10 protein-coding genes are annotated in these 12,305 nt (G+C 47.2%); 7 read left to right on the top strand and 3 right to left on the bottom strand.

The genetic code is table 11. The annotated features are described in order from the left end of the window. Window positions 1-1,048: 1,048 nt before the first annotated feature. From E2R66_RS26310 to E2R66_RS26300, 3 genes are all read right to left on the bottom strand, one after another. A complete protein-coding gene (locus E2R66_RS26310; protein ID WP_133236470.1) occupies window positions 1,049-1,426 on the bottom strand; it encodes a hypothetical protein in 378 nt (125 codons plus the stop codon). Window positions 1,427-1,451: 25 nt separating this feature from the next. Beyond that, entirely contained in the window at window positions 1,452-1,880 is a 429-nt protein-coding gene (locus E2R66_RS26305; RefSeq protein WP_133236472.1) for a hypothetical protein, read from the bottom strand. Between the two features lie 305 nt (window positions 1,881-2,185). Beyond that, window positions 2,186-3,682, bottom strand: a complete 1,497-nt coding sequence (locus E2R66_RS26300) for an RtcB family protein (RefSeq protein WP_133236474.1) — start codon at window positions 3,680-3,682, stop codon at window positions 2,186-2,188. A 166-nt stretch (window positions 3,683-3,848) separates the two neighbouring features. On the opposite strand from E2R66_RS26300, the gene E2R66_RS26295 reads away from it, so the two are divergent. The 7 genes from E2R66_RS26295 (at window position 3,849) to E2R66_RS26265 (ending at window position 11,962) form a co-directional block, all read left to right on the top strand. After that, window positions 3,849-4,877, top strand: coding sequence for a helix-turn-helix transcriptional regulator (locus tag E2R66_RS26295; protein WP_133236476.1), 1,029 nt, complete (start codon window positions 3,849-3,851; stop codon window positions 4,875-4,877). Window positions 4,878-5,025: 148 nt separating this feature from the next. Next, the gene (locus tag E2R66_RS26290) at window positions 5,026-7,002 is read left to right on the top strand and encodes an alpha-L-arabinofuranosidase C-terminal domain-containing protein (RefSeq protein ID WP_133236478.1); all 1,977 of its coding nucleotides are present in this window, start codon (window positions 5,026-5,028) and stop codon (window positions 7,000-7,002) included. A gap of 422 nt (window positions 7,003-7,424) precedes the next feature. Further along, window positions 7,425-7,790, top strand: coding sequence for a hypothetical protein (locus E2R66_RS26285; RefSeq protein WP_133236480.1), 366 nt, complete (start codon window positions 7,425-7,427; stop codon window positions 7,788-7,790). A 404-nt stretch (window positions 7,791-8,194) separates the two neighbouring features. Continuing rightward, window positions 8,195-8,572, top strand: a complete 378-nt coding sequence (locus tag E2R66_RS26280; protein WP_133236482.1) for a sensor histidine kinase — start codon at window positions 8,195-8,197, stop codon at window positions 8,570-8,572. Between the two features lie 6 nt (window positions 8,573-8,578). Beyond that, window positions 8,579-9,229, top strand: a complete 651-nt coding sequence (locus tag E2R66_RS26275; protein ID WP_133236484.1) for a response regulator transcription factor — start codon at window positions 8,579-8,581, stop codon at window positions 9,227-9,229. A 130-nt stretch (window positions 9,230-9,359) separates the two neighbouring features. Continuing rightward, window positions 9,360-10,472: an SGNH/GDSL hydrolase family protein gene (locus tag E2R66_RS26270; RefSeq protein WP_133236486.1), complete on the top strand. Its 1,113-nt coding sequence runs from the start codon at window positions 9,360-9,362 to the stop codon at window positions 10,470-10,472. Between the two features lie 152 nt (window positions 10,473-10,624). Further along, on the top strand, window positions 10,625-11,962 hold the full coding sequence (locus E2R66_RS26265; RefSeq protein ID WP_133236488.1) for a sigma-54-dependent transcriptional regulator: 1,338 nt from the start codon (window positions 10,625-10,627) through the stop codon (window positions 11,960-11,962). Window positions 11,963-12,305 lie beyond the last annotated feature (343 nt).

Raw genomic sequence — 12,305 nt, 5'->3', positions numbered from 1 at the left:
TGTTACCGGTTCAACAGGCTTAAGTATCCTGACAATATGTTTCATAACCTTGTCAAGACGATGATTGCGGCCGGACCAATATTTCTGCAAAAATCATGGGTTGCTTAAACGCCTTATTCTAAAATATTTATTAAATCCCCTCACTGGTCGAAGGTCACTTCGACCTACAATATATTCAGTTTCCAACTTAAAGCATAAACCCGATAGCAGCGTAAAGTCCGCCCCGTTTGGCGCGGGTATGCCGCGTAGGGAAGGAGCGTTGCATAAGCGTGACTTTCTTTATCAGGTTCGGTTAATATACCATACCGCCCACTTTGCACGCCGGGCACGAGTAGCCCACCGCTAATTCCGGCCCGGATATTCGCGCCAGAGGAGGGAACGTCTGCATACCAGGTTGCTGGCTTTTACGCAAAGGGTAATGGCCTATTATGCAAACAAGGCCTGAAGCACGCGTGCTGCATGTATGGTGAAGAAAGCAAGGCGGTCGCATGCATTTCGGCTACTTTGCACATGAAATTGCCACGTTATCGCTCGCAATCACAATTGGTGCGTTAAAACCCGAATTCAATAAAACCGTCATGAAGTAATTTCAACACCCCATCACAAAAGTGGCCGCTGTGCTTAACGGCTTTGCATACCGTTTACCTGCCGTGTGGGTTCCCGAAACAAGTTCGGGATGACGTGGTGTTGCTGGGGGGCATGGTGAGCTTAAAGTACCAAAAAGCAGCGTCAACGCCGCATCGAACCTGCTGGTTTTGGGCCTATAGCAGTTGATTTTGCCAAAATCAGTGCGTTTTTTTTGATGATTTTGAAAGGAATTTGGCATATAGGCGGTTAAAAACCGCTGTTTTTCGAAGATTTTCGAAGGTTTTTTTCGGTAAAAATCGTGTCGGGGGCTTAGATTTCATAAAGTTAGGGAGGGCGGTAATGTTTATTTTCGCTTAAATACGAGAAGCTTTTTAAGCTTTAAAGTTTGCGGTATTGGCGGCTTCCCCTCCTCTGGAGCGAGGATGCAGCGCAGGGAAGCGCGGGGCCTCCTCGTGACTTTTTACTCTAATTGAAGAGTTATCACTTGATTCACCACGTCAATATCAACCCAATCAAACTTATCTGCTTCGGGCATGCAATCGCTTAGATCCGATCCCTTTAAAGCCCTTCTGCGTGAACGGCGGCCCAGTTTTATGATCATAATATATTGATGTTCCCCCTTGGTTCCTATCCACGCCCAGGTGGTGATTTTTTTGATACTGGTAATGTTTCTGCTGGTAAAATCAACATTGATCAATGGCTCATAAATACCATCGCACCAAAAATATTTCAGTATGTTATCGTCCAGGTTACCGAAAGCATAGGTTAAACGATACTCGAGCTGGCTGCGGAAGAATGCATTGAAAGAAGCTTGTACGTTTACCCGTTTATCTGTCATTAACCAATTTTCTTAATATTAATCACTAAGCTTTTTCCGGCTTAAACCATATAAACTCATCCTCCTCCAAATCAAAATAGTTTTCTTTCAGGCTCATCTCCCGGCTATTTAAAATCCGGTAGTTTTGTATGGGGTCGGCTTCGTTCCCGCTCCAGCAGCAATAGTATTCTACGGTAGCGTGGGTTGTCAATTCATTCAATAAGTCCAAAAGAGCTGGCGGCGAAGCTTTGCTATTCGGCCATTTTGAGTCGTCGTAAAACTGCGATTGAAAGCTGAACCCGCAGGAGCAGCCGCCATCTGCGCCAACATGATAGACATGCGGCAGGGTGAACTTACCCGCCAGTCTTTCCAGTTCACCGGCTTCCGGCACGGACAAGCAAAGTTTAGATACGCCCTCTACAAATTCTGTTGTAGGCTGTGGTGTTGCTGTAGCTATATATACTGCGTAACACATCTTGTTCTTTGTTTGATTTTAGTCGAACTGTTTCCTCATTCCTGCTTTCCCAACCCCAAGTGTAAATCCATACCAGGATTAACTGTTCCACTCCCGATTTTTAATTATTTTACAAATTGATATAAGTGGTTATTAATTAAATACTTATATCAATTATCTCAACAATGGAGGTGTTCCAAAGTGTTCCGCTGTTTTTGTAAAACATTGACTATCAATACAGTTTTAAAAACAGGTGTTCCACATTCAAAGTGGAACACCTACGTCGCCCTTACTGCCCACTGCCCACCGCCAACTGCCAACTGAACCTAATCCTCCGGCTTCTCCTTCGGGTTGGCCATCCTTACTATCCTCGGCTCAAATTTCGCCAGCACTTCTACCAAGCCTTCCTGCGCGGCCATTACGGTGTGGATATCTTTGTAGGCCATCGGGGCCTCGTCCATATCGCTGCCCATCAGGGTGATGCGTTTATCAACCAGGTTGGCGGCAATGGCGGCTGCATCCAGCGTCCTGAACGCGGCGCTACGGCTCATGGCCCGGCCAGCACCATGGGCAGCCGAGTTGATGCTGGCCGCATCGCCTTTACCGCGCACCAAAAAGCCGGGGGTGCTCATGCTGCCGGGGATAATACCCAGCACGCCCTTGCCGGCCGGAGTGGCACCTTTACGGTGCACCATCACTTCGGTACCGTCGGCCAGCTGCTCGCGCCAGGCAAAATTGTGGTGGTTCTCTATCCGGGTAAGCGGCGTAATATTAAGGGCACGCGCAATTTTGTTGTGTATCTCGTGGTGGTTGGCGCTGGCGTATTCGCCGGCCAGGTTCATGGCAATCCAGTATTCCTGCCCTTCGTCTTTATCCAGGTCAAGCCAGGCCAGGTGTTTGGCTTCGGGCGGCAGTTTGGTTTTGGTCATGGCAATTTTGCTGTAGTAGTCGGCCACGCTGCCGCCAAACCCGCGCGAGCCGGAGTGGGAGAGCAGTGCCAGGTATTCGCCCGCAGGGATGCCATCCAAAGCGCCTTCGGCAAGGGTAAGTTCGCCCCATTCCACAAAATGGTTACCGGTGCCGCTGGTACCCAGCTGCGCGTAGGCCTTATCCTTCAGGTTGCGTATCACCTTGGTTTCGCTCCAGGTTTTGCTATCAAACAGCGAGCTGTCGTGGTAAGCTTTGGTGGTACCGCCCATGCCAAAGTTTGTATTCTCCAGCAACAGGCCCTTCAGCAGGTCGGTTTCGGTATCCACCATCGCCGCCGGCAGGTGGAAAATGCTCAGGCACATCCGGCAGGCAATATCCACGCCCACGGCAAAGGGGATAATGGTATTGGCCGTGGTGGCCAGCACCCCGCCAATGGGCAGACCGTAACCCTGGTGCGCATCGGGCATCAGCGCGCCGGCAACCGCTATGGGCAATTGAATAGCGGTCCTCATCTGCGCCAGCGCGCCTACCTCAATATTTTCCAGTCCCCATACCGGGAAATCGGCAAGCTCCTTCTTCAGTTCGAACGCGCTGCGCTGCTGCTTTACAAACTTGCCCTCTTTACGCAGGGCGATCACGTCTTCGGCCAGATTTTTGAACTTGCCGCCTTTTTTAAGGGCATAGGGCATCGGGTCGTCTATCAGGGCCTCCAAATTCGCCAGTATCTGCGCTTTGTCCATCACGCCGTGCTTCAGCAGGCCATTGGCCACGCGACTAAAGTTTACCAGAACATCAACATCGTTGATGCCGAGTGCTTTTAATTCGTTGTTGGATACTTTTTGCCCCCTAAGCCCCTGAAGGGGGAACTCATTGGCGGTTATTTCTCGTTTCATGATACAAAGTAATAAAGCTACTGCGCAATGTATTTGCGCAGTAGGAAATAAAATGAATAAATTTGTCTGAATCAGAATTTACAGAATGAGGGAATTATCAGAATGCTATTCCAGTCTGCTTGAAATTCTGAAAATTCTAAAATCCTGTAAATTCTGATTCAGACATATGCCCGTAAACCGCAACGCCCTCATCCGCTACCGCACCATCGACCAATGCCTGCAGAACCGCCGCCGCAAATGGACGCTGGACGACCTTATTGCCGCCTGTAGCGAAGCCATCTACGAATACCAGGGTATTGAAACCGGCGTAAGCCGCCGCACCGTACAGGCCGATATGGAGATGATGCGCAGCAACAAGTTGGGCTACGAAGCCCCAATCGTCGTAATCGACCGGAAATATTACACTTATAGCGATAAGGACTACAGCATTGCCAACAGCCCCATTAACCAGCAGGATATGCAGGTGCTGAGCGAGGTGTCGGGCCTGTTGAAGCAGTTTAAAGGCTTTAACCACTTTACCGACCTGAACGAGATGGTGAGTAAACTGGAAGATAAAATCTACGCTCAGAAAACGCACAGCGCCCCGGTGATTGATTTTGAGAAGAACGATAACCTGAAGGGGTTGGAGTGGATAGAGGTGATCCGCAAGGCTATTGTGGCCAAAAAAACCATCTGCGTTACCTACCAGTCGTTTAAGGCACGGCAGGCCAGCAGCTTTTGTTTCAGCGCCTATTTGCTTAAAGAATACCGCAACCGCTGGTTCGTGCTGGGGGTATCGCACCAGGGGAGGGGCATTTTGCTTAACCTGGCGCTGGACAGGTTGCAGCACATCACCGAACACCAGGAACCCTACCGCGAAAACACCACCATCGATTTTGCCACTTATTATAACGATGCCATTGGTGTTACCAAATCGCCGGGGCAGCGGGATTGCGAAGTGGTGTTTTGGATGGATAATAAGGATGCGCCCTATGTAATTACCAAGCCCCTGCACCATACCCAAAAGGTGCTGAGCGATGATGGCGTGGGCAAGATATTCAGCATACGGGTTGTATTGAATTTTGAATTGGAGCGCGAGCTGCTGGGTTTCGGCGCCAGGCTGCGCGTGCTTGGGCCGCAGCCATTGATCAAGCGGATAAGAGAACAACTGCACCAGGCTGTTAATTATTATCAAACAGCGGGGAAGGAGGGGTGATGGGAGGTTGATACCAAGTCTGTCACTCCATCTCGTGTCAGCTATTTCAGTGTTTTAACTTGATACAATTCCGTCTTAAATATTTTAAGTGTTTATTTTACATTTATTAAATTTAATCTACCTTCGGATTATAAACTTTCGGCATTACATGACTATCAGGAAACTCATTTTTACCACCTTCGCCATCGCGGCCTTAGGTAGGGCCAACGCGCAAACACCAACAGCATACACCATTGATGCCGATAACCTGAAAGCGCATATCCAGCCAAATATGTACGGCATTTTTTTTGAGGATATAAACCTTGCTGCCGATGGCGGGGTGTACGCCGAACTGGTAAAAAACCGTTCGTTCGAGTTTGATAGTCACCTGGCCGGATGGGCTCAGCATGAAAAAAATGGTGGCCGCGGCAGCGTGGAGGTAATAGACCGCCGCGCCGAACGTCCCGAGAACGCACACACGATTAAAGTAAACGTAACCAGCAATACGGGTTTCTTTGGTTTATCAAACGAGGGTTTCCGGGGTATGGGTATTAAAAAGGGGGAGGTGTACACCTTTACGGTTACCACCCGCAAACCCGCCGGCAACGCTGTGAAACTACTGGTTGAACTGCACGATGCCAAAGGTGCCATCATAGGCAAAGGGCAGGTAAGGCCTACATCGGCCGACTGGCAAAAATACAGCGTGAAATTTACGGCCACCGCTACCGATAGCAAAGCCTCGCTGTATGTGTGGCTGCAAGGCAAAGGGTCGGTGGATATGGATATGGTGTCTTTGTTTCCGCAGCATACCTGGAAAAACCGCCCGGGTGGCTTACGTGCCGATCTGGTGCAGAAACTGGCGGATATGAAACCTGGTTTCCTGCGTTTCCCGGGTGGGTGCATTGTAGAGGGGCGCGATTTGCAGAACCGCTACCAATGGAAGAAAAGCATTGGCGATATAGATCAACGCGAAAACATCATCAACCGCTGGAACACAGAGTTTTCGGAACGCCTTACGCCCGATTATTACCAAACATTCGGGTTGGGTTTTATGGAGTATTTTATGACTGCCGAAGATATCGGTGCATCGCCGCTGCCTATCCTCAACTGCGGTATGGCCTGCCAGTTTAATACCGGGCAACTGGTTCCGCTGAATGAACTCGACCCTTACGTGCAGGATGCATTAGACCTGATTGAGTTTGCCAACGGTGGTCCCGAAACCCAATGGGGTGCTTTACGTGCCCGGTTGGGTCATCCCAAACCTTTCAACCTCAAAATGATGGGCGTGGGCAACGAGCAATGGGGCGAGCAATACATCCAGCGCTGGAAAATATTCACCAAAGCCATCAAAGATAAATACCCCTACATAAAAATCATATCCAGTGTTGGTCCCTATGCCGAAGGCGAGGAATTTAACCGCCTGGATAAATTTTTCCGCAGCAATAACGCCGATATTTTGGACGAGCATTACTATAAAGCACCCAAATGGTTTTTAGCGAATGCCGCCCGATACGATAATTACGACCGTAACGGCCCAAGGATATTTGCGGGCGAATATGCCGCTCACAGCACGCTGACAACGGATGCGCTTAAAAAGAACAACTGGGAAAGCGCCCTTGCCGAGGCCGCGTTTATGACTGGCCTGGAGCGCAACGCCGATATCGTGATCATGGCATCCTATGCACCTTTGTTTGCCCATGTAGATGGTTGGCAATGGGCACCGGATTTGATATGGTACGATAACCTGCGGGCATATAGCACGCCCAGTTATTATGTGCAGCAACTGTTTTCGCTCAATAAAGGTACCGACGCAGTGCCGCTGCTGAAGGATGGCCTGGCGGTAAGCGGCAAAGATGGTGCTTACGCCACAGCCAGTGTAGATAAAAACACGCGGGAATTAATCATCAAATTTGTGAACGTTACGGATACAGCTAAGTCCCTTACGTTTAACATCAGCAGTGGGGCTACCTTTCAAAAAACAGCATCGGTAATCACATTGGGTAACTATGCAAAAGATGCAGTAAACTCGCTGGATAAACCAAAAAATATATCGCCGGTTAATAGCACCATGGCCATAAGCGGCAAGGTATTGAATACCACCATCGAGCCAAATACTTTTAAAATAATAAGGTTGAAGATGCTATAAGTTTGCTGCCTTATGCAGCAGTACAACAACCCAGGCCGTTTCATTGGTATGAACGGCCTGTTTTTGTTTAGCATGCTGATGGCAGGGTATTATACTGCCATCGGCTTGCCGGCTATTTGCATAAGGTTTAGGTTTTGTATGTTCGATTCAAAAGTTCTGGACTTCGGTGGTGTTGTTGAAATATCAGCAGCCCTTACAAGTTATTCAATAGGCGTTTCCATTTATAGCGACCAAAAATTACTATGCTGTGAAAACAGTTCTGTAAAATCAAACTCACGCATTTGACTCACCGTGTTTATACGGTATAAACAGAGTGTTATCACCCTTGTCCTTAGTGTATTGTCGACGTAATTTTAACTCATTCTTCTAAAAAAACACCTTTAGATAATTAGCCTTTTATTCACAATTAAACGGAAAAAACCATGGCACAACCAATCGATTACACCGACATTGAAAGATTGAAAAGTAACTATCAAACCAAACCACCGATTTTTAATACCGTATCCGGCTGGATTAGCATTTACGAGCTAATGGCTTTAATTAGCGATAACAAAGCAAACGGCGTACGCTTTTATTTATCTCGCCATGACGAGGATGACCCTACTTATCCGGATCAGAATACCGTTGTATTTGTAGCAACGCTTGATTCCACAAATCCAGGGAATCCCTCAACAAAGTACTCGAAAGATTTAATAGACGTAAAAGCGTCGGTGGCATCAGATGGTAGTTATACTGGCATGGGGAGCGATATGATTCCGCTATGTCCTCCAAATTGCTCGCAACCATAACATCGTATTGACGCTTCGGCTAACCGGTTGGTAGTAATAGAAAAGTTTACAAATGGCACGCGACGGTCCTGTTTCCTATAGGGCTGTCGCGTTTTTTATAGGAATATTCTATGATATGACATTGGCTGGCCACTATTGCGCGGTGGCGGTGGTTTACGCATTTGCATCACCGTATTTATACGGTAGCAGAATTGGGCCTATTACGCTTATGTAAAATATATAATAAGCGCAACTTGCATTATAAATCATAAAGATTTACATTTAAATAATAAACCTTTTATTCACAATTAAACACTTAAAAACAATGGACCCCATCACCATCGAGCGATTTAACGAGCTCAAAGACAATTACCAGACACTCGCCCCATCCAACAAGACCATTCCAATCGCTTTCGCTGGTAGAGATGGCTGCCCAGGAGTTGCGCAGGATAGATACCACGGGCATTGTTGCTGGTACATTGCTTACACAAGGCGACGAGAAGCCACTGCAAAGCGAAAAGAAACTGATCCTTTTCCGGATGGTGCAGGAGAGTTGCCAGAATATCATCAAACATTCTGGTGCTACGCAGATCAAGATTGCCATCCATTTTTACGAAGATGAACTAACCATCCAAATCAGCGATAACGGAAAAGGCTTCGATCCCTGCATTTTGGCGGATGCCGGAAAAGGCCTCGGCTTGCAGAATATCATGAGCCGCGCAGTAGTAATTGGTGGCCAGGCCGAAATAAGGAGCGGGATAGATGAGGGTACAACCATTGGCATTACCATGCCATACAATTAAGAACAGATGAACATAGCTATAGTAGACGATCATGTGCTTTTCCGCAGAAGCCTAAAGGTATTGATCGAACTTTTTTCCGGTTATAAAGTTACGCACGATGCTTCGCATGGCCAGGATTTAATCAGGCAGCTAACGCCCGCCAACCTGCCGGATATCGTGTTGATGGATATCAATATGCCGGTTATGGATGGCTACGCCACTACACACTGGCTTCGCAATAACCATCCTGCCATAAAAGTGCTCGCACTGAGTACGATGGATGCCGAAGCGGCTATCATCAAAATGATCAAAAGTGGCGCCTGCGGCTATGTGCTTAAAGATGCTGAGCCTGCCGAACTAAGGATGGCCTTTGAGGAAGTGATGAGCCGCGGATACTTTTACAACGAACTGGTAACCCGCAAGGTAATGCGCTCGGTAGGGTTGCTGGCCGACGCTAATGGCAGTGTGGGTACCTTCGCCAACTTGACTGAACGGGAACTTGAATTGCTAAAATATATCTGCACCGAGCTCACGTACAAAGAAATAGCCGATAAGATGTTTCTGAGCGCGCGCACCGTAGAGGGCTACCGCGACAATTTATGCGAGAAGCTGAACCTGAAAAGCCGTGTCGGCCTGGCGATGTACGCAATCAAAAACCAAATCGTTACCAGTTACTGATTTAGTATTATTATCACCTGCTAAATTGATCATTATACTTTTTTTGCGATTAATACCTATTAATGCGCAAAGCATGCGGGACAATCCTAACTTTTGTATTATTGCAGTGTAAACCAATAATCCCCGCAGTATGGCCATCCGCAAATGCTTTTATATTCTGGCGTTCATTTTCGTGTCTTTAAACCTTTCTGGCTACGCGCACACGCTAAAAGGCGACCCCGGCGTGCTAAAAGCAAAGCAGCTAAAGCCTGTGGGCAGGTATTTGTTCAATAGCAGCGGTCAGTTGGAATTGATCAGTTCGGCTGTACACTTTGGCTTTAGCTTTAGCGGCAGCAAATGCGAATTATACCTTGGCCTTAATGATCCTAACGCTCACAGCTATATACAATATGAGTTGGATGGCGTGTATCAAAAAAGAATAAAAATAGAGGGTAGCGTAGGTGAGCCGACAGTTATTACCGCGGCAGGAGAGGGCAAGCATACCATCTGGATATACAAAACCACCGAAGCCAGCACCGGTGCTATTTTGGTGGAGAAAATCGTAGCAAGCGATATTAAAGCGTTAACGGCGCCGGTATTGCCCATGATAGAGTTTATTGGCAACAGCATTACCTGCGGCGCGGCGGCAGATGCCTCTGAAGTGCCCTGCGGCACTGGCGACTACCACGACCAGCACAACGCTTATATGGCGTATGGCCCAAGAGTGGCGCGTGCGCTCAATACCAATTTTATGCTAAGTAGCGTAAGCGGCATTGGCATTTACCGCACCTGGAACTTAGATGGCCCATCAATGCCGCAGGTTTATGAAAAAGTCGATTTCCAGGTAAATACCTCCAAAAAATGGGATTTTGGCACCTATAGCCCCAAAGTGGTAAGCATCGCCTTAGGCACCAACGACTTTAGCAATGGTGATGGAAAGAACGCTAGAAAACCGCTGGATACCGCTGTATTCCGAAGCAGCTTTGTGAAATTTATACAATTGGTAAAATCTAAATATCCAAAGGCCCGCATAGCTATGCTAAGCAGCCCGATGATCAAAGGGGATAAGCGGGTAATCCTGCAGGATTGCCTTATAGCTATCGCCAAGAAAGTAGATGCATTATATCCCGGCGAAAAACCTGTAGCTACCTTCTTCTTCGAGCCGATGGATCCACGTGGTTGTGGTTCACACCCAAGTGTGGAAGATCATGCGATAATGGCGGAGCAGTTGACGCCGTTTTTTAAAAATCTCCTCGAAAAATAGCGCAGCCCGTTTTTCCATTTTGAAAAAAGCATGTTATTATGGTAAGCTGCATTTAGTCCACGGTATCTTAAATAACGCTATTTTTGCGGTGACGGCAAGCAAAAAAAAACTTGGCATAAGTTTGGGGCGCTCGCTGTTTTACACATTGTACCATGCAACAAAACATACTTATTATCGACGATGAAAAAAAGCTGAATGGCCTTCTAACCCGCATCATCGAGCTGGAGGGCTATAAGGTTTTCCAGGCCTATACCGGTAAAGAGGGGCTGAAGATTTTGGCCCAGGAGGAGATTCAGGTCGTCATCAGCGATGTGAAACTGCCCGATGTTAACGGCGTGGAACTGGTGAAACAGATCAAAGAAAAGCAGCCATATGTTGAGGTGATCAACCTGACCGCGTTCGGTACTATAGCCGATGGGGTGCTGTCCATCAAAAATGGCGCATTCGATTACATTACCAAAGGCGACGATAACGACAAGATCCTCCCCATGCTCGCCCGCGCTATGGATAAAGCGCACCTGCAGCTACAGGTGCATAACCTGCAAAACAAAATTGTAAAGCAGTTTACCTTCGAGGGTATTGTAGGGCATTCCAAAGCCATCAACGCCGCTATCGACCTCGCCAAGAAAGTTTCCGTTACCGATACTACGGTGTTATTACTTGGTGAAACCGGTACGGGTAAAGAAGTGTTCGCGCATGCCATTCATTATAACAGTAAACGTAAAACAGAGAATTTTGTGGCCGTGAACTGCAGCTCATTCAGTAAAGAACTGCTGGAGAGCGAGTTATTTGGCCATAAAGCAGGCGCGTTTACCGGGGCCTTGAAGGAAAAGAAAGGCCTTTTTGAAGAAGCAGATGGCGGCACCATGTTTTTAGACGAAATAGGAGAGATGGATATCAACCTGCAGGCCAAGATATTAAGAGTTATTGAGCAGGGCGAATTCATCAAAGTGGGCGATACCAAAACCACCAAGGTAAACGTGCGTATTATAGCTGCTACCAACCGCAAACTGGAAGGCGAAATAGCCAAAGGCAATTTTAGGGAAGATTTATTTTACCGCCTTTCTGTTTTTCAGATTTTGCTCCCCTCACTCAACGAACGCCGCGACGATATAGGCTTGTTGGCAAAGCATTACCTAAAGGAATACACGCGCAAGGTAGGGCAGAAGATTAACGATATGAGTCCCGAGTTTTTAAGCGGACTGGAAAAACACAACTGGAAAGGCAATATCCGCGAATTGAAGAACATTATCGAACGTGCCGTAATCATCTGTGACGGCCCTACGCTCACCGTCGACTTATTGCCGCTCGATTTTTACGATCATGCCGAGAACGCCCCATCATCGTTCGCGCTTTCATCTATCGAAAAACATCACATCAATAAAATACTCCATTACACCAAAGGCAACAAAACCGAAACCGCCCGGTTGTTGGGAATCGGGTTGACTACGTTATACCGTAAAATTGATGAGTACGAATTAGAAAAATAATGAACTGAATTTCACGAATTGAGTGAACACGAATTTGACGAATTCAATCGAATCGCACTAATTTTCAGCTTCGTCCTGGTCACCAAATTATATTCGTTACCTGCACAGCATTCGTGTGATTCGTCTCAATTAGTGCTAATTCGTGTTAACTCAATAATGAACACGAATTTGACTAATACAATCGAATCGCACTAATTTTCGGCTTCGTCCTGGTCGGCAAAGTATATTGGTTACCTGCACAGCATTCGTGAAATTCGTCTCAATCAGTTATAATTCGTGTTAACTCAATAATGAACACGAATTTCAGGAATACAATCGAATCGCACTAATTTTCGGCTTCTTC

The organism is Mucilaginibacter psychrotolerans (assembly GCF_004519315.1).
Taxonomy (GTDB): Bacteria; Bacteroidota; Bacteroidia; order Sphingobacteriales; family Sphingobacteriaceae; genus Mucilaginibacter; species Mucilaginibacter psychrotolerans.
Note: the sequence above shows the minus strand (reverse complement) of the source record. Positions and strands in the feature narration are given on the sequence as shown.

Excerpts from the sequence above, each read along its gene's own strand:
- E2R66_RS26310 (WP_133236470.1), bottom strand. The coding sequence starts at position 1,426 with ATGACAGATAAACGGGTAAACGTACAAGCTTCTTTCAATGCATTCTTC.
- E2R66_RS26305 (WP_133236472.1), bottom strand. The coding sequence starts at position 1,880 with ATGTGTTACGCAGTATATATAGCTACAGCAACACCACAGCCTACAACA.
- E2R66_RS26300 (WP_133236474.1), bottom strand. The coding sequence starts at position 3,682 with ATGAAACGAGAAATAACCGCCAATGAGTTCCCCCTTCAGGGGCTTAGG.
- E2R66_RS26295 (WP_133236476.1), top strand. The coding sequence starts at position 3,849 with ATGCCCGTAAACCGCAACGCCCTCATCCGCTACCGCACCATCGACCAA.
- E2R66_RS26290 (WP_133236478.1), top strand. The coding sequence starts at position 5,026 with ATGACTATCAGGAAACTCATTTTTACCACCTTCGCCATCGCGGCCTTA.
- E2R66_RS26285 (WP_133236480.1), top strand. The coding sequence starts at position 7,425 with ATGGCACAACCAATCGATTACACCGACATTGAAAGATTGAAAAGTAAC.
- E2R66_RS26280 (WP_133236482.1), top strand. The coding sequence starts at position 8,195 with ATGGCTGCCCAGGAGTTGCGCAGGATAGATACCACGGGCATTGTTGCT.
- E2R66_RS26275 (WP_133236484.1), top strand. The coding sequence starts at position 8,579 with ATGAACATAGCTATAGTAGACGATCATGTGCTTTTCCGCAGAAGCCTA.
- E2R66_RS26270 (WP_133236486.1), top strand. The coding sequence starts at position 9,360 with ATGGCCATCCGCAAATGCTTTTATATTCTGGCGTTCATTTTCGTGTCT.
- E2R66_RS26265 (WP_133236488.1), top strand. The coding sequence starts at position 10,625 with ATGCAACAAAACATACTTATTATCGACGATGAAAAAAAGCTGAATGGC.